We start from the raw sequence: 16,699 nt of genomic DNA on the forward strand, positions 1-16,699 counted from the left end.
CCGCCTACGCCCCGGCCATCACCGACAGCGCGAGCCCATCACCGTCGCCGGCGACGTCGACGCGCACCGCCGACCCGTCGCGCACTTCGCCCGACAAGATCGCCCGAGCCAGCCGGTCGTCGATCTCCTTCTGCATGAGGCGGCGCAGCGGGCGCGCACCGTAGATCGGGTCGTAGCCGCGCGATGCAAGCCAGCTGCGCGCGTCGGGGGTGACGGCCAGGGTGAGCCGGCGCGGCGACAGGCGCAATTGCAAGCGATCGATCGAGAGCTCGACGATCTGTGCAAGGTCGGCCTCTGACAGCGGATGGAAGATCACCATCTCGTCGAGCCGATTGATGAACTCGGGCTTGAATGCGCGCCGCACGGTTTCGCGCACCGCGCCCTCTTTCTCGCTCCATTCGAGATCGGGGTCGATCAGATACTGCGAGCCGAGGTTCGAGGTCAGGATCAGAATGACGTTGCGGAAGTCGACCGTGCGGCCCTGTCCGTCGGTCAGACGCCCATCGTCGAGCACCTGCAGCAGCACATCGAACACCTCGGGGTGCGCTTTCTCGACCTCATCGAGCAGCACGACCGAGTAGGGCCGACGTCGCACCGTTTCGGTGAGCTGGCCGCCCTGCTCGTAGCCGACATACCCCGGAGGGGCGCCGACGAGCCGGGAGACGGAGTGCTTCTCCCCGTACTCCGACATGTCGATGCGCACCATGGCGTGCTCGTCATCGAAGAGGAACTCGGCGAGCGCCTTGGCGAGCTCGGTCTTACCGACGCCGGTTGGCCCGAGGAACAGGAAGGAACCGGTGGGTCGGTTGGGGTCGGCGATGCCGGCCCGCGTGCGGCGCACCGCGTCGGCGACGGCGCGCACCGCGTCGCCCTGGCCGATGAGTCGCTTCGCGAGCTCGTGCTCGAGCGCGAGCAGCTTCTCGGTCTCACCCTGCAGTAGGCGCCCGACGGGAATGCCCGTCCAGGCCGCCACCACGCCGGCAATGTCTTCATCGGTGACCTGGTCGTTGACCATGCGATCCTCACCGTCAACAGCCCCCGCGGCCTCGGCGACCTCCGCCTCCGTGAGCTGCTTCTGAATCACTGGGATCTCCCCGTACAGCAGCTTCGACGCCTTCTCGAGCTTGCCCTCGCGCTGCGCCATCTCGGCTTCCATGCGCAGCTGGTCGAGCTTCTCGCGCAGCGCGCCGACGCGGTTCAGCGAGTCGCGCTCGCGCGCCCAGCGCGCTTCAAGCCCATCGAGTTCCGCCTGCATGCCCGCGAGGTCTTCGCGCAGCTTCGCCAGGCGATCCTTCGAGGCATCGTCTTTCTCTTTCTTGAGCGCGAGCTCTTCGAGCTTCAGTCGGTCGACCGCGCGGCGCAGCTCGTCGATCTCGACCGGCGCCGAGTCGATTTCCATGCGCAGGCGGCTGGCGGCCTCGTCGATCAGGTCGATCGCCTTATCGGGGAGCTGGCGGGCGGTGATGTAGCGATCCGACAGCGCCGCGGCGGCGATGAGCGCCGAATCAGCGATCGTCACCTTGTGGTGCGCCTCGTAGCGCTCTTTCAGTCCGCGCAGGATCGCCACCGTGTCGGTGACCGAGGGCTCGCCCACATACACCTGCTGGAACCGGCGCTCGAGCGCTGCGTCTTTCTCGATGTACTCGCGGTACTCGTCGAGGGTCGTGGCGCCGATCAGCCGCAGCTCGCCGCGGGCCAGCATCGGTTTCAGCATTTGGGAGGCCGCGACCGACGACTCGCCGCCGCCGGCGCCCATGAGTGTGTGCAACTCGTCGATGAAGGTGATGAACTTGCCGTCGGAGTCCTTGATCTCTTGCAGCACCGCCTTCATGCGCTCCTCGAACTCGCCACGGTACTTCGCGCCCGCGACGAGTGCGGAGATGTCGAGCGAGATGAGCTCTTTGTCTTTAAGCGATTCAGCGACGTCGCCCGCGACGATGCGCTGGGCGAGGCCCTCGACGACGGCGGTCTTGCCAACGCCGGGTTCGCCGATGAGTACGGGGTTGTTCTTGGTGCGACGGGTGAGCACCTGGCTGACGCGACGAATCTCGGAGTCGCGGCCGATGACGGGATCGAGTTTGCCCGAGCGCGCGACCTCGGTGAGGTTCACGCCGAACTGCTCGAGTGCCGATTGCTGATCGCCGTCGCCCTGGGCGGGCGTCCAATTGGCCTGCATGGGAGTCCTTTCTGATGCGGGGATGGGGTGCGGTTCGCCGATTCGTACCTCGGTGATCGTGCGCGATCAGGCTCTTTCCGCAAACTTGAGTGGTGTTGACTCAAGTTTAGCTCAGTGCGACGCCGATCGCCAGTGCCGATACGCTGGAATCTGAACACCCCAGCGTTTCCGCAAGAAATCGAGGAACACCCGCATGTCTCAGATCGCACTCGTGCGCCAGCCCAGCCCCCTGCTCGACGACGGCATCGTCGACCACATCGAGAAGGTGACCGTCGACCTCGAGCGCGCTCGCGAGGAGTGGCGCGGGTACGTCGCAGCGCTGCAGTCGCACGGCTGGGAGACGATCGAGGTGGAGCCGGCAGACGACTGCCCCGACTCCGTATTCATCGAGGACACGGTCGTGATGTTCCGCAACGTCGCCGTCATCTCGCGCCCCGGCGCCGACAGCCGCAAGCCCGAGACCTCCGGCACGCGAAAGGCGCTCGAAGAGCTCGGCCTGCCGATCGCCGAGATCCGCGCACCCGGAACCCTTGACGGCGGCGACGTACTCAAGATCGGCGACACCGTCTACGTCGGCCGCGGCGGCCGCACCAACGCCGAGGGCGTTGCACAGCTGCGACGCATCCTCGGCCCGCTCGGTGCGAAGGTCGTCGGCGTCCCCGTAACCAAGGTGCTGCATCTCAAGACCGCGGTCACCGCGCTGCCCGACGGCACAGTCATCGGGTACCCCGAGTTCGTCGACAACTCCGACATCTTCGACCGCTTCCTGCCAGTGCCCGAGCCGCACGGCACCGCGGTGGTCTGCCTGAGCGAATCCGAACTCATCATCTCGGCCTCCGCCCCGAAGACCGCGGAGATGCTGCGCGACCTCGGCTACACCGTCACCGAGGTGCCCCTCGCCGAGTACGAGAAACTCGAGGGCTGCCCCACCTGCCTGTCGGTGCGCGTGCGAGACGCGTACTGAGCCGGCGTCATCCCGCTCCTGATCCCGCGCCTCACACCCCGGGCGAGTGACACGACGCATCGTGTCACTCGCTCACCGCACGAGTCGCGGGATCAGCCGTATCCCCACGACCATCACGACGAGCTCGACCAAAGTCTGCGTCACGACAACGAGCGGCGCCAGATCGAGCGTGGCGGGGAGCGCCAGGGCGAGTGGGAGCACCACGAGCGAGTTGCGCGTGACGCCACTGAATACGAGGGCGCGGCCCCCGGCGGCATCGAGCCCGACTCCTCGCGCAAGCCACCACCCGGCGAGTGCCACGATCACGGCGAACGCCCCATAGATCGGCACGACGGCGATCAGCGATCCGACCCGATGGCCGATCGCAGAGATCTGTGACGCCACGACGGCCGCAAGCACCAGCACCAAAAGGGGCACCATCGATGCTGCGGCTCCCGCCATCACGGCACCGCCCCAGCTCGCTACACGGCCGCGTCGCCGCGCGAGCCACTGCACCCCTGCGGCCAGCGCGAGCGGCGCGACGATGAGGCACACGAGCGCCTCGACGAATGGTTTGGGGTCGACCGCCGCCAACAGCTCGCCGCCTCCGAAAAGCCAGAGGTAGCCGGGCAGCAAGACCATCTGCACGATCATCAGGATCGGTGATGCGGCGAGCAGTCGATCGGCTGCCCCGCCGGCGATGCCTGCGAACACGATCACGTAGTCGATGCACGGCGTGAGCAGCACGAGCAGCACGCCGATGAGAATCGCCGCATCGTGCGCGACGAATCGCGAGAGTCCGAACACCACTGCGGGGGCGACGACGAAGTTCAGCAGCAGCAGTGTCGCGAGAAAGCGAGCGTCTCTCAGCGCCGCGCCGATGCGCGCGAACGGAACTCCGAGGAACGTCGCGAACAGCAGCAAGGCGAGCGCAGGGGTGATCAGCAGCGCCGACGGCTGCGCGATCATCGGGAGTGCGAGGCCGAGCGCCGCGCCGACAATGAGCGCCGCAAAGTAGCAGGCGACCTGGTGCCGATCCCACCACTCGATCGCCACGCGCATGCCCACCAGTCTGGCAGTGGGCAACCCCGTCGCCAATGTCGGCTGTGCGGCGTACGCTGGCGGCATTCTCCCCGCAGACCGAACGGAGCCCGCATGAGCGCCCTCGTCACCACCGACCCGCCTCGATCTTCCGCGCTGCAGCACACTGCCCGTGTGCTGCTCGGGGCGGGGCTGCTCTTCGCCGGCATTGCGCACCTCACGTTCGCGCGCCGCGAGTTCCAGTCGCAGGTGCCCGATTGGGTGCCCGCCGATAAAGACTTCGTGGTGATCGCCTCGGGCATCGTCGAGATCACGCTGGGCGGCGCAGCGATCGTGCTGGGCAAACTGCGCGTGCCGATCGGGTGGATCATCGCGGCGTTCTTCGTCGCGGTGTTCCCCGGCAACATCTCTCAGTACGTCACCCGCTCCGACGCGTTCGGGCTCGAGAGCGACGCGGCGCGTGGCATCCGACTCGTCTTCCAGCCACTGCTCGTGCTGTGGGCGCTGTGGTCGTGCGGCGCCCTGCAGGCCCTGCGTCGTGGTGGGCGACACTGAGGTGCACGTACGCTGCCCCGATCTCGAAGCCGTGACGCGGCGATACTGACCTCGCGGTCAGTTCCGACTGCAAGACTCGGGCAATGGCTTCTCCCTCACTCACCGCACTCATCACCGGCGCTTCCGCCGGTCTCGGCACGGAGTTCGCGCGGCAGCTCGCTGCGAAAGGCGTCAATCTCGTGCTCGTGGCGCGCGACGGCGAACGTTTGGAGGCGCTCGCCGTTGACATGCATCGTCGCTACGGCGTCCAGGCTCAGGCACTGCCCGCAGATCTCACTGACGCCGAACAGCTCGAGGCGGTCGCTGCGCGCATCGCCGACAGCGGCCAGCCCATCGACATCTTGGTAAACAACGCCGGGTTCGGGGTATACGCGGGGTTCGAGGAGAGCGACCTCGACGACGAGCGACGCTTGCACGAGTTGCTCTCGTGGGTTCCGCTGCGGCTCTCGCACGCGGCGATTCCCGGGATGCTGGATCGCGGCTACGGCTGGATTCTCAACGTGGCGAGCGTCGCCGCGTTCACCCCGACCGGCACGTACGGCGCAGCCAAGGCCGCAGTCGTCTCGCTGTCGCGGGCGCTCAACGCGCGGTTCCGTCGTCGCGGGGTGCACATCACCGCACTTTGCCCTGGTCTGCTCGACACCGAATTCCACGCGCACATGGGCGAAGACCACCTGCCCGAGTTGCCGCAGCTCGCCTGGGCGAATACGCGCCGCGTCGCGCACGAGGGCATCATCGGCGTGCGGCAGGGCCGCAGCGTCGTCATCTCCGATTGGCGCTACCGGCTCCTGGCACCATTGACGCGCATTCTGCCCGACCGCGTGCTCGAACGCATGTCGACCACGAACGACTGAGGCCGTTTCTGGCCGCCCGTCATGCGTCCACAACCTTTCGATTTCTCGGCTCCCGACCTTCCGTCCGGAGTTCATGAAACTCACCGTCACCCGCAGAGCCCACGGGCATAGGCTGGGGCAATGGTCAACTATCGCTATCTCGGAAACAGCGGCCTCAAGGTCTCAGAAATCACGTTCGGTAACTGGGTGACGCACGCCTCCCAGGTCGAAGATGACGCGGCGGTCAAGACGGTCCACGCGGCGCTCGACGCCGGCATCACGACGTTCGACACTGCCGACACGTACGCCAACACCGCGGCCGAGACGGTGCTCGGCCGCGCACTCGAGGGCCAGCGCCGCGAGGGCCTCGAGATCTTCACGAAAGTGTACTTCCCGACCGGCCCCAAGGGGCCGAACGACACGGGGCTCAGCCGGAAGCACATCCTGGAGTCGATCAACGGTTCGCTGCGCCGACTCGGCACCGATTACGTCGACCTGTACCAGGCGCACCGCTTCGATTACGAGACCCCACTCGAAGAGACGTTCCAGGCGTTCGCCGACATCGTGCGCCAGGGCAAGGCGCTGTACATCGGCGTCTCCGAGTGGACTGCCGAGCAGCTGCGCGAGGGCCACCAGCTCGCCCGTGAGCTGAACGTGCAGCTCATCTCGAACCAGCCCCAGTACTCGATGCTGCACCGCGTCATCGAGGAGAAGGTCGTGCCGACCTCCGACGAGCTCGGCATCTCGCAGATCGTCTGGTCGCCGATGGCGCAGGGCGTGCTCTCGGGCAAGTACCTTCCCGGTCAGCCCGTACCCGCCGGCTCACGCGCGACCGACGACAAGAGCGGTGCGGAGTTCATTCAGAAGTACCTCCGCGACGACATCCTCGAGGCCGTGCAGCGGCTGAAGCCGATCGCCGAGCAGGCGGGCCTGACGATGCCGCAGCTCGCGATCGCCTGGGTGCTGCAGAACCCCAACGTTGCCGCAGCACTCGTCGGCGCCTCGCGCCCCGAGCAGCTCGCCGACACGGTGAAGGCCTCGGGCGTGGTACTCGACGCCGACACGCTCGCCGCGATCGATGTCGCCCTCGGCGACACCCCGAATCGCGACGGCAACGACACCTACGGGGTCTCCCCGAAGGCACGTCTGGTCTGATCCGGCGCAACGCCTCGCCGGGCATCCGCCCAGCGCCACGAGTGGCCCGAACCGCACTGCGGTTCGGGCCACTCGTGCGTTTGGGGCGCCTACGCGGCGTTCGCCTACACGACTCACACCCACACTCCCACTCGCACTCGCGCTCACACCCGCACTCGCACTCACACCCGCACTCGCACTCGCACCCGCACTCGCACTCGCACCCAACAGCGGAGATTCAGCACATCGCGGACCGAAATCGCGAGTTCGGTCCGCGATTCAGGGGATCTCCGCTGGCAGGTGAAGGCTGCGGGTGACTGCTGCGGCGAAGGCTGGCGGGTGAAGGCTGTGGGTGGCTGCTGCGGTGAAGGCTGTGGGTGGCTGCTGCGGCGAAGGCTGTGGTGACTGCTGTGGTGGAGGCTGTGGTGGATGCCGGGGTGAGCAACCACCGAACCACCCGTTGCGCTCTCGACACACCCGTGTTAGTTTTGCGACAAAACCAATTGGGCGTGTCAGCATCGACCGCCCCCAACGGGAGTGATCAATGAAGATCGTTATCATCGGCGCCGGTATCGGCGGCCTCCTCACCGCCCTGAGCCTGCACGACGCGGGCTTCGACGACGTCGAGGTGTACGAGCGCTCGGCCGAGATCCGCGGGCTCGGCGTCGGCATCAACCTGCTGCCGCACGCGGTGCGCGAGCTGACCGAGCTCGGCATCGTCGACGATATCGCCGCGCTCGGCGTCGCCCCCACCACGCTCGCGTACTTCAACCGCCACGGTCAGGCCATCTGGGAGGAGCCGCGCGGCACGGCCGCGGGCTACGCCTGGCCCCAGCTCTCGGTGCACCGCGGGCAGCTGCAGCTGAAGCTCCGCGATCTCGTCGAGCAGCGACTCGGCGATGTGATCCGCACCGGCCACCGCGTCACCTCGGTCGACAATCGCACGGGTGCGCAGACGAGCACACCCGGCAGCACCGCCCACTTCGACACGGCGAACGGGCCGGTCTCCGTCGACGCCGACCTCGTGATCGCGGCTGACGGCATCCACTCGGCGGTGCGCGCCGAGCGCTACCGCGATGAAGGCGCACCGCCGTGGAGCGGGCTCACCCTGTGGCGCGGGGTCGCCTACGCGAAGCCGTTTCTCGACGGCAGCACCATGGTCATGGTCGGCGATGGGGAGCAGAAGTTCGTCGCGTACCCGCTCGGCCCGGTCGGCGAAGACGGTCGCATGCCCATCAATTTCATCGCCGAGCAGCGGCGCCAGGGCACGAGCGACGCCGACTGGAACCACCCGATCGACCCGCAGCCCATCGTCGACCTCTTCGACGGGTGGACGTATGACTGGCTCGACATTCCGGCGCTGATTTCGAGCGCCGACGAGATCCTCGAGTATCCGATGGTGGATCGCGACGCCCTGCCGCAGTGGACGTTCGGGCGCACCACACTGGTTGGCGACGCCGCCCACGCAATGTATCCCAATGGCTCGAATGGCGGGTCGCAGGCCACGCTCGACGCCCGCACCCTGGCGTTCCACCTCGGCACGAACCGCCCGGTCGAGGAGGCGCTGCGGCTATACGAGGCGGATCGCCGCCCCGCCACTGCGGCGCTGCTGGAGCAGACACGGCAGGCTGGACCCGAACGCGTCATGGTGCTCGCGGCCGAACGCGCTCCCGAGGGCTTCGCGCACATTCACGACGTCATCGGCGCCGCCGAGCTCGAGGAGGTCGCGACGGCCTACAAGAAGGCGGCGGGGTTCCATCCGCAGTCGCTGAACGATCGGGCATCGTTGTCCATAGGACGCCCCGCATGACGGCCGTGGATGCCGCGCGCCTCGCCGCGGTCATTTCACCGTTGCGGCGAGCGCTACTCGCGGTGACCCGGGAGGCCGGCGGTCTTCCCGACATTCCGGACGCGCAGATCCAAGTAATCCGCGCCCTGCCCGACGGGACGACGCGCACCCCAAGCGAGCTCGCCGACGAGTTGCATCTCGACCGCTCCACCATCAGCAACCTGCTCGCGGCCATGCAGCGCGCGAAGCTCGTGGAGCGCGCGCCCGACCCGAACGACGGTCGGCGATCGCTTGTCACCACCTCAGCCCGCGCCCGCGAGCTGTTCGCAGCCTTCGACCGTTCGAGCGCCAACTTGCTGGGCGCAGCACTCGACACGCTCGACCCGACCGACCGCGACGTGATCGCCGCGGCCCAACCCGCCCTCGAGCGTCTGCTCGATGCGCTGCTCACCGTGAGCGTGCCCGGCGACGCACCCCAACGATCCTGAACGGAACACTCATGACGCTTCCCATACCCTCCCTCGAGCACGTCTTCGACGTCGAGGTCGAACTCGGCGATCTCGAGGACCACGGCGACACCCGGGCAGGGCACCGCCGCGTGATTCCGATTCTCGGTGGCCGGATCGCCGGAGCGATGACCGCCGACATCTTGCCCGGTGGTGCCGACTGGCAGGTAGTGCGCGCCGACGGATCGATCGAGATCGACGGTCGCTACTCTGCGCGCACAGACGCGGGCGAGTTGCTCTACCTGCAGGCGAACGGGGTGCGCAGCGGCGAACCCGCCGTGCTCGAGGCGCTGCTGCGCGGAGAGCCCGTCGACCCCTCGGAGTACTACTTCCGCACGGTCGTGACCGTCGAGACCTCGGCGCCGCGCCTCGCCCACCTTGAGCGCTCGTTGTACCTCGCGGTCGCCGAACGCACGGCGAACGCGGTGCGCTACGCGACGTACCGATTAGCTTAGGGGCGGGGGGCAACGCAGCCGCAGCGCGTGCCGCTCAGCGCAGTTCGCCCGCACCGCGCTCGCTCGCACTCCGATGAATGAGCGCCGTCGCCACGGCGATCGCCGAACCGATGACGGTGTCGAGCACGCGCTCGCCTGCGGTGCCCATGAGGTTCGCGCCGCCGGTCGCCGCCCCGCTGATGAGCAGCACGAGCGGGGTGATGAACACGAGCGCGAGTGCGTAGTTGCGCACGACCACAAGCTCGATGGTGAACTGCAGCAGCGTGAGCAACAGCGCGAGCACCAGCGGAAAGGCGCCGAGGCCCGCGAGGGCGAGGTAGAGCACGGCGCCGACGAGGGTGCCGGCGGTGCGGTGCAGCCCGCGTCCGAGCGAGTGCCGGCGCACGGCGCTCAACCCGATCACGGCGATGCCGGTCGAGACGGTCCAGTACGCGCGATGGGGGTCGATCCAGAGCACGGTGACGACCGTACCGATCACGGCGACGATGAGAATGCGCAGGATCAGCTGCCCCTCACCCACCCCGAGCCACGGGCCTGGAAGCAGTTCGCGCAGCGGCCGCACCGGTTTCGCGCGTTCGGAGGCGCGCAGCAGTGGCGCGAGGGCGAGCAGGTACGAGAAGAGCGCTCCACCAGCGAGGGCGGCGAGCAGCACGAGCGGGGAGTTCAGCCGCTGCCCGTCGACGACGCCGGTGATGTTCGCTGCGAGGCCGTAACTGAGCACGAAGAACACCGGCCCGGGCGGCCCGAGGCGGAACGCGAACGCGAGCGTTGCGGTGACCCCGGCGACGACGACGAGCCCGACCGACAGCCACAGGGGTGACGGCGCGAGCGCCGCGCCCAGTGCCGAGCAGGCGAGCAGCAGGGCGCCGACGAACGGCAGCACCTTCGCACGTTCCGCGGCGGCGAATCCGGCGGCGTAGAGGGCGACGAATGCGCCGGCGGCCGTCTGCAGCCCGATCCCCTCGTGCCCCAACAGGGTGAGCACCGCGAACGGCGTGCCGATCGACAGTGCGGCGCGGATCGCGATCCAGAGCCGGGGGCCCGGGCCCGCGGGCATCTGGAAAAGGCTGCGCACGGCCTTGATCAGCGCGGTCGGGGGTGCGGGAGTACGCGGGCGGGGTGATCCGCCGTCATCGACCGCTTCGGCCATGCACCACTCCCCTCGCCTGTACCCCGCTATTCTTTCAGGCGGGGCGCGGGTGGAATGATACTCGCGGGGACTCTGTCAGGTGCGACAGGCTCAGCCTCACCCCTGGGCGGCGAGGAACGCGGCACCGATGATGCCCGCATCGTTGCGCAATTTTGCCGGCACGACGGGCACCGTCACGCCCGCGAACGGCAGATACTGATCGGCGTTCTTGCTGATGCTGCCGCCGATCACGAAGCGGTCCGGGTTCATGACCTGCTCGAGGTACCCGATGTAGCGGGCGGCGCGGCCGCCCCACTCGGCGAGCGTGATGCCCTCGCGCTCGATGACCTTCGCGGCCGTGTGCTTCTCGATCGAGGTGAAGCCGTCGAGTTCGAGATGCCCGAGCTCGAAGTTGGGCACGAGCACCCCGTCGGCGACCAGGGCTGATCCGATGCCGGTGCCGAAGGTCAGCACCATCGTGACGCCCGGCAGCCCGCGCACTTCACCGAATGCAACTTCCGCGACACCTGCCGCGTCGGCGTCGTTGACGACCGTGCAGGGTGCGCCGACCGCGGCGCTCAGCAGCTCGCGCGCGTCGGTGCCGATCCAGCTGAGGTCGATGTTCGCAGCCGTGCGCATCACGCCGTCGCGCACCACGCCCGGCAGCGTCACGCCGACCGGCAGCGCCGCGGCGGCCTCGGAAGTCGCGGTGCCCGTCTCGACGAGCTCGACGCGAATCGCCGCGACCATCGCCCCGACCTCGCGCGCAATATCGGCGGGAGCGCCGCCCTCGGGGGTCGAGACCTTGTGCCGCGAAGTGATCCGCTCACCCGTCGTGAGCTCGATCGCCCCGCCCTTGATGCCGGTGCCACCGACGTCGATGCCGATGGCCGTGAGGTGCAATCCCATAGCCGCGAGTGTACTGGCGGGCGCGGGCGCGTCGCCAGTACGCGACCGCGCCGAAACCGCCACTTCTCGAACCGATGCAGACGGCGTCAGACCGCGCGGAGCACCACCGCGCTGCCCTGCCCGCCGCCACCGCAGATGCCGACGGCGCCGAGCGATCCGGAGCCGAGCTCGGCGAGCTGCCGCGCAAGCGTGCCGACGATGCGGGCGCCCGAAGCGCCGATCGGGTGCCCGAGTGCGATTGCGCCACCGTGCGCATTGACGATCGCGGCGTCGAGGCCGAGTTCGCGGCTCGACTGCACGCCGACCGCGGCGAAGGCCTCGTTGATCTCGACGGCTGCAAGGTCTGAGGCGGCGGCGCCGTCGGTCTTTGCGAGAGCCGCAGCGATGGCGCGAGCCGGCTGAGAATGCAGGTGGGTGTCGGGGCCTGCGACGAACGCGGTCGCCTCGACCCGGGCGATCGGGGTCAGGCCCAGACGCTCGACGGTGGCCTCGCTCACGATGACGAGCGCCGCAGCGCCGTCCGTGATCTGCGAGGCGTTGCCGGCGGTGATGGTGCCGTCTGCAGCGAACGCCGGGCGCAGACCGGCGAGGGTCTCGACCGTCGTCTCTGCACGCACGCCGTCGTCGCTCGACACGACGGTGTCGCCGCGGCGCGAGGTCACCGTGAACGGCTCGATCTCGTCGGCGAGGAACTCCGCTGAGGCTGCGGCGCGCTGGTGCGAGGCGGCGGCGAACGCGTCCTGCTCCTCACGGGTGAGGCCGAGGGGCGCGTTGCCCGTCTCGGTGAGCGCCCCCATCGCGACCTGGTCGAACGCGTCCGAGAGCCCGTCGCGATCGACGGTGTCGACGAACGTCGCGTCGCCGTACTTGGTGCCGGCGCGCAACGGCAGCACGTGGGGCGCGAGCGACATCGACTCCTGGCCGGCGGCGACCACGATCTCGGCCTCGCCCGCATTGATCAGGCGCACCGCCTGCGACACCGCCTCCGTGCCCGACAGGCACACGGCGTTCAGGGTGATCGCGGGTACCGTCAGCGGGACGCCGGCCCCAACCGCGGTCTGTCGTGCCGGGTTCTGACCCGCACCGGCCTGCAGCACCTGACCGACCACGACAGCGTCGACCTGCTCGGGCGCGACCCCGGCGCGACCCAGTGCCGCGCGCACCGCGTGCGCTCCGAGCACCGTCGCGGGTTGCGCCGCGAGCTGCCCGGTGAAACGGGTGAACGGGGTGCGGGCGTATCCCGCGATCAGTGCGGCCATCAGCGAGCTCCTCAGTAGTGCGGTTCTGACGTGCGATGTCGAAGAATGCCATCTTCTCGCAATTGGTCGCACGGGTCATGCGCGGGATCGCACAGCCGCACTCGCACCGGCTGTGCACGGGCGGATTCCCGGGTACCACGCCGAGCAGCCCACTAATCTGGAGCGGTGACCACAATCGACGCTCAGCCGGCACAGCGACTGCGGACGGGCCGCGTGATCGGTTTCGTCGGCGGCGGCCTGGTGATCCTGCTCGCCGGAGGCTATGCGATCGCGTGCGCGATCTCCCCGGTGCCCGCTCCGACGCTCGCGCTGGGCGCCGAGGTCTCGACCACGTTCAGCCTCGACGACTCAGATCTGCGGGCAGCGGTCGACGGCGAATCAGCGCCCACGGCCATCGGCTGGCTCGACGACGACGCGGTCTGGGAGAACACCATCGAGGCCGCCCCGATCGCGAGCATCTCAAAACTGGTCACGGCGCTCGTCACGCTCGAGCGTGCGCCGCTCGACGGCGACGGGGCGGTGCACGTCTGGTCGGCGGCCGACGCCGCGCGCCAGCAGCAGTACCTCGACGCCGACGGAGTCGCCTTCCCGATCGCGGTCGGCACCGAAATCACCGCGCGGCAGATGCTCGAGCTCGCGCTCATCCCGTCGGCCAACGACTATGCGGCCGCCTTCGCATACTCGGTGTTCGGCGACAACGACGCGTTTCTCGCGGCCGTGCGCGACTGGCAAGATCGCCAGGGCATCACCTCGCTCAGCCTGTTCGAGCCGACCGGCATGGATGAGCGCAACGCGGCCTCGCCGGGCGACGTGCTGCGTATTGCGCGCCTCGCACTCGCCGACCCGACCATCGCTGCAATCATGTCGCAGCCGTACGCGACGCCCATGGCCGAAATCGGCGAAGTCACCAGCACGAATCCACTGTTCGGCGTGCTCGACGGCGTCGTCGGCGTGAAGACCGGGCGCACCGACGTCGCCGGGTACAACCTCGCGGCCGCCCGCACCAGCGATGCCGCAGGCCGCGAGGTCACCCAAATCTCGGTGGTGCTGGGGCGCGAAACGGCGCAGGATCGCCTCACGTCGAGCCTCAGCATGTTCTCGGCACTCGATGCGGCCCCTTCCACCGTGACGCTCGTCGCCGCAGGCGAGGAGTTCGGAACACTGACGGGCGTCGACGGCGCCTCGGTGCCGGTGATCGCGGGTGCCGGAGTCACCGCTGTGCTCGTGCCCGGCGAGGAGGGGTCGCGTCGAGCAGCGGGCGATCCGGCAGCCGTTGCCGCGGCCGCTCGCGCCGACGGCGACGACGCGTCTGATGCCGCGGCAACATCTGACGCCGCTGATGCCGCTGATGCCGCTGATGCCGCTGATGCCAGGATCGCCGCCGGCCAGCGCGTCGGCACGCTCACGGTCGAGACCCCCGTCGACGGCGGCGCCGAGACCGACCTCACGACGGCCGCACCGCTCGCCGACCCCGACTATCTCTGGCGCCTCACGCATCCTCGGCAGCTCTTCGGCCTCGGCTGAGGCGCCCGCGCCCACTCCAATCGCGGATCGGTGTCAATAAGTGCTGTTCTGGACCGCGAATCGACCCGCAACGCAGCACTTATTGACACCGATTCGCGGGGCGGGGCGGGGCGGGGCGGGGCCGCGGCGGAGAGCAGCCGGGCAGCGCGAACGATTACAGTCTGCGTGTGACCTCAACGCGTGAGACCGCATCCGCTCCCGTCGGCCCGAACCCGGTCGCGTTGATCACGGGAGCCGGATCCGCCACAGGTATCGGTTTCGCCATCGCGCGCCAGCTCCATGCCGCCGGATTCGACCTCGTCATCACGGCGACGACCGAACGCATCCACGATCGCCGCGACGAGTTGCTCGCAGGAACGCTCGCCGAAGCGGCTCCGCGCGTACTCGCGCTCGTCGCTGAGCTGACCATCAGCGCAGACGTGCAGAGGCTCATGGCCGCGGCACGTGCCGAGTTCGGTCGCCTCGACGCGGTCGTGAACAACGCCGGCATGACGTCGGTCTCCGACCCCCAACAGCCCGCCGGCATCGACGACATCGCGATCGAGCAGTGGAATCTCTCGCTGTCGCGCAACCTCACCACTGCCATGCTCGTGACTCAGGCGGCACTGCCGCTGGTCAATGCTTCAGAGCAAGGCCGTATCGTCAATGTCGCGTCGGTCTCGGGCCCGGTACTCGCCTACGGCGGTGACGTCGGCTACCACGCGGCGAAGGCCGGGCTCGTGGGGCTCACCCGATCCGTGGCGATCGATGCGGCCCCGCACGGCACGACATCGAATGCGGTCGCTCCCGGGTGGATCGCCACCGGCTCTGCGACCGAACACGAGGTACGCATGGGAGACGCGACACCGCTCGGCCGGTCGGGCAGCGCAGACGAAGTCGCTGCGGTCGTTGCGTTCCTGTGCTCTTCAGGTGCCTCGTACGTGACAGGCCAGCTCATCGTGGTCGACGGCGGCAACGCGATCCAGGAAGAAGGCGGCGGCGTTCTCTGAATCGGTGTCACTTTCTGCGCGAAATACGTCTCGGTACGCGCAGAAAGTGACACCAATTCGCGCAGGCGGCGCGGGCGGGCGACGCGGGCGGGCGACGCGGGCGACGCGGGCGGGCGACGCGGGCGACGCGGGCGGGCGACGCGGGCGACGCAGGCGGCGCGGGCCCAGGTCAGTCGAGCAGTGCCCCACCCGCGAGGCGACGCACGACGCCGGTGAGGTGATCCACCCCGGCGATGAGGTCGGCCTCTTCGGTGAACTCGTCGAGATTGTGCGAGACCCCCGCGACGCTCGGCACGAAGAGCATGACCGTGGGCACGGTGTCTTTCATGTTGGTCGAGTCGTGGCCGGCAACGGTCATGACTCGGTCGTGCGTGAGGCCGAGCTCTTCGGCCACCCCGCGCGCCAGCTCGACGCCGTTCTCGGGGTACGGGTTGCGATCCCAGCTGTGCTCCGCGGTGACGGCGATCTCGACGCGGTCTTCGCGCTGCACGCGCTCGATCGTGCGCTGCAGCGAGGCGTGCGCTTGGCGGATCACCTCGGCGCTCGGCGATCGCAGGTCGATGAGCAGTTCGACCTCGCTGGCGACGACCACCGGCGAGTTCGGGTAGACGTTGAGCTCGCCGCACGCGGTGTGGAGCTGGCCGGGCTCGAATTCGTCGACGAGCTCGCGGGCGGCGACCACGAGACGGGCGGCGCCGAGCAGGGCGTCGCGACGGTCTTCCATGAGCGTCGACCCGCTGTGCGCCTGCGCGCCGGTCACACGGAACTCGAACTTGTGCGCCGCCCACGTCGCGTCGACGAGGCCGATGGTCACGCCGTCTTCCTCCATGCTGCGCCCCTGCTGCACGTGAATCTCGGCGTACGACGCGACATCGCGACCCGACGCACCGCCGAAGACGTCACCGTCTCCGAGCTCGCCGAGTGCACCGAGCGCATCGGCGACGGTCACACCGTGCGGATCAGTCGTCGCGAGCGCGTCTGCGAGCGGCAGCTTGCCCGTGAACACCGAGCTGCCCATCATGGAGGGCTTGAAGCGCGACCCCTCCTCGTTGAACCAGTTGACGACCGCAAGGTTCACGCGCGCGGCTGAGGGGTTGGCGCGCAGCTCGTCGGCGACCCGGAAGCACGCGTGCGCCGAAGCCATCACCCCGTAGGCCCCATCGAAGCGGCCCGCGGTCGGCTGCGAGTCCATGTGCGACCCGGTCACGACGTAGGGCGCGCCGGGCACGAGCTCGAGCAGGCCGAACTGGTTGCCGATCGCATCGCGTTCGACCGTGAAGCCGTGCGCCGTCAGCAGCTCGGCGAACCACGCGCGCTGCTCGCCGTCTGCCGCGCTGGCAGCCTGCCGGTCGACGCCGTTCGTGTTTGGCACCGCGCCGAAGCGGGAGTGCACGGCCCAGTCGGCGAGGAAGGCGTCATCGTGGTGCTGCGTCATGAGGGGTCCTTTCGGCGCGGGC

The 16,699-nt window shown here is 68.9% G+C and carries 15 protein-coding genes; 9 read left to right on the forward strand and 6 right to left on the reverse strand.

Going from position 1 to position 16,699, the window contains the following annotated elements; translation table 11 throughout:
• Positions 1-4 precede the first annotated feature (4 nt).
• Positions 5-2,176, reverse strand: coding sequence for an ATP-dependent Clp protease ATP-binding subunit (locus ACZF5Y_RS14360; RefSeq protein ID WP_497533402.1), 2,172 nt, complete (start codon positions 2,174-2,176; stop codon positions 5-7).
• A 193-nt stretch (positions 2,177-2,369) separates the two neighbouring features.
• Between ACZF5Y_RS14360 and ddaH the strand changes: the two genes are divergently transcribed.
• Positions 2,370-3,140, forward strand: coding sequence for a dimethylargininase (ddaH, locus tag ACZF5Y_RS14365; protein WP_497533403.1), 771 nt, complete (start codon positions 2,370-2,372; stop codon positions 3,138-3,140).
• Positions 3,141-3,212: 72 nt separating this feature from the next.
• On the opposite strand, the gene ACZF5Y_RS14370 is transcribed toward ddaH, so the two are convergent.
• Positions 3,213-4,181, reverse strand: a complete 969-nt coding sequence (locus ACZF5Y_RS14370) for an arsenic resistance protein (protein WP_497533404.1) — start codon at positions 4,179-4,181, stop codon at positions 3,213-3,215.
• A 93-nt stretch (positions 4,182-4,274) separates the two neighbouring features.
• Between ACZF5Y_RS14370 and ACZF5Y_RS14375 the strand changes: the two genes are divergently transcribed.
• The 6 genes from ACZF5Y_RS14375 (at position 4,275) to ACZF5Y_RS14400 (ending at position 9,432) form a co-directional block, all read left to right on the forward strand.
• On the forward strand, positions 4,275-4,715 hold the full coding sequence (locus ACZF5Y_RS14375; protein ID WP_497533405.1) for a DoxX family protein: 441 nt from the start codon (positions 4,275-4,277) through the stop codon (positions 4,713-4,715).
• Positions 4,716-4,798: 83 nt separating this feature from the next.
• A complete protein-coding gene (locus tag ACZF5Y_RS14380) occupies positions 4,799-5,569 on the forward strand; it encodes an SDR family NAD(P)-dependent oxidoreductase (RefSeq protein WP_497533406.1) in 771 nt (256 codons plus the stop codon).
• Positions 5,570-5,689: 120 nt separating this feature from the next.
• Positions 5,690-6,703 carry an aldo/keto reductase family protein gene (locus ACZF5Y_RS14385; RefSeq protein ID WP_053353812.1) on the forward strand — a complete coding sequence of 338 codons (1,014 nt, stop codon included), beginning with the start codon at positions 5,690-5,692 and terminating at the stop codon, positions 6,701-6,703.
• Positions 6,704-7,226: 523 nt separating this feature from the next.
• A complete protein-coding gene (locus tag ACZF5Y_RS14390) occupies positions 7,227-8,492 on the forward strand; it encodes a flavin-dependent oxidoreductase (protein WP_497533408.1) in 1,266 nt (421 codons plus the stop codon).
• Positions 8,489-8,959: a MarR family winged helix-turn-helix transcriptional regulator gene (locus ACZF5Y_RS14395; protein WP_497533409.1), complete on the forward strand. Its 471-nt coding sequence runs from the start codon at positions 8,489-8,491 to the stop codon at positions 8,957-8,959. The genes ACZF5Y_RS14390 and ACZF5Y_RS14395 overlap by 4 nt, the downstream gene beginning before the upstream one ends.
• Before the next feature lie 11 nt (positions 8,960-8,970).
• On the forward strand, positions 8,971-9,432 hold the full coding sequence (locus ACZF5Y_RS14400) for a DUF3237 domain-containing protein (protein ID WP_497533411.1): 462 nt from the start codon (positions 8,971-8,973) through the stop codon (positions 9,430-9,432).
• A 34-nt stretch (positions 9,433-9,466) separates the two neighbouring features.
• On the opposite strand, the gene ACZF5Y_RS14405 is transcribed toward ACZF5Y_RS14400, so the two are convergent.
• The 3 genes from ACZF5Y_RS14405 to ACZF5Y_RS14415 form a co-directional block, all read right to left on the reverse strand.
• Positions 9,467-10,582: an FUSC family protein gene (locus ACZF5Y_RS14405; RefSeq protein WP_497533412.1), complete on the reverse strand. Its 1,116-nt coding sequence runs from the start codon at positions 10,580-10,582 to the stop codon at positions 9,467-9,469.
• 96 nt (positions 10,583-10,678) lie between these two features.
• A complete protein-coding gene (gene ppgK, locus ACZF5Y_RS14410; protein WP_497533413.1) occupies positions 10,679-11,470 on the reverse strand; it encodes a polyphosphate--glucose phosphotransferase in 792 nt (263 codons plus the stop codon).
• Between the two features lie 86 nt (positions 11,471-11,556).
• Positions 11,557-12,729 (reverse strand): acetyl-CoA C-acyltransferase, encoded by a 1,173-nt coding sequence (locus ACZF5Y_RS14415; RefSeq protein WP_497533414.1) that lies wholly within the window; start codon positions 12,727-12,729, stop codon positions 11,557-11,559.
• 165 nt (positions 12,730-12,894) lie between these two features.
• On the opposite strand from ACZF5Y_RS14415, the gene ACZF5Y_RS14420 reads away from it, so the two are divergent.
• A complete protein-coding gene (locus ACZF5Y_RS14420) occupies positions 12,895-14,253 on the forward strand; it encodes a D-alanyl-D-alanine carboxypeptidase family protein (protein ID WP_497533415.1) in 1,359 nt (452 codons plus the stop codon).
• Between the two features lie 167 nt (positions 14,254-14,420).
• Positions 14,421-15,242 (forward strand): SDR family NAD(P)-dependent oxidoreductase, encoded by an 822-nt coding sequence (locus ACZF5Y_RS14425; protein WP_497533416.1) that lies wholly within the window; start codon positions 14,421-14,423, stop codon positions 15,240-15,242.
• 169 nt (positions 15,243-15,411) lie between these two features.
• Here ACZF5Y_RS14425 and ACZF5Y_RS14430 read toward each other — a convergent pair whose 3' ends face one another.
• On the reverse strand, positions 15,412-16,677 hold the full coding sequence (locus tag ACZF5Y_RS14430; RefSeq protein ID WP_497533417.1) for a M20 family metallo-hydrolase: 1,266 nt from the start codon (positions 16,675-16,677) through the stop codon (positions 15,412-15,414).
• Positions 16,678-16,699: the final 22 nt, after the last annotated feature.

This window comes from Leucobacter sp. WKLB1, assembly GCF_059696215.1.

What these genes read in the sequence shown, in the direction of transcription:
- ACZF5Y_RS14360 (WP_497533402.1), bottom strand. Translation starts at nt 2,176, where the DNA reads ATGCAGGCCAATTGGACGCCCGCCCAGGGCGACGGCGATCAGCAATCG.
- ddaH (WP_497533403.1), top strand. Translation starts at nt 2,370, where the DNA reads ATGTCTCAGATCGCACTCGTGCGCCAGCCCAGCCCCCTGCTCGACGAC.
- ACZF5Y_RS14370 (WP_497533404.1), bottom strand. Translation starts at nt 4,181, where the DNA reads ATGCGCGTGGCGATCGAGTGGTGGGATCGGCACCAGGTCGCCTGCTAC.
- ACZF5Y_RS14375 (WP_497533405.1), top strand. Translation starts at nt 4,275, where the DNA reads ATGAGCGCCCTCGTCACCACCGACCCGCCTCGATCTTCCGCGCTGCAG.
- ACZF5Y_RS14380 (WP_497533406.1), top strand. Translation starts at nt 4,799, where the DNA reads ATGGCTTCTCCCTCACTCACCGCACTCATCACCGGCGCTTCCGCCGGT.
- ACZF5Y_RS14385 (WP_053353812.1), top strand. Translation starts at nt 5,690, where the DNA reads ATGGTCAACTATCGCTATCTCGGAAACAGCGGCCTCAAGGTCTCAGAA.
- ACZF5Y_RS14390 (WP_497533408.1), top strand. Translation starts at nt 7,227, where the DNA reads ATGAAGATCGTTATCATCGGCGCCGGTATCGGCGGCCTCCTCACCGCC.
- ACZF5Y_RS14395 (WP_497533409.1), top strand. Translation starts at nt 8,489, where the DNA reads ATGACGGCCGTGGATGCCGCGCGCCTCGCCGCGGTCATTTCACCGTTG.
- ACZF5Y_RS14400 (WP_497533411.1), top strand. Translation starts at nt 8,971, where the DNA reads ATGACGCTTCCCATACCCTCCCTCGAGCACGTCTTCGACGTCGAGGTC.
- ACZF5Y_RS14405 (WP_497533412.1), bottom strand. Translation starts at nt 10,582, where the DNA reads ATGGCCGAAGCGGTCGATGACGGCGGATCACCCCGCCCGCGTACTCCC.
- ppgK (WP_497533413.1), bottom strand. Translation starts at nt 11,470, where the DNA reads ATGGGATTGCACCTCACGGCCATCGGCATCGACGTCGGTGGCACCGGC.
- ACZF5Y_RS14415 (WP_497533414.1), bottom strand. Translation starts at nt 12,729, where the DNA reads ATGGCCGCACTGATCGCGGGATACGCCCGCACCCCGTTCACCCGTTTC.
- ACZF5Y_RS14430 (WP_497533417.1), bottom strand. Translation starts at nt 16,677, where the DNA reads ATGACGCAGCACCACGATGACGCCTTCCTCGCCGACTGGGCCGTGCAC.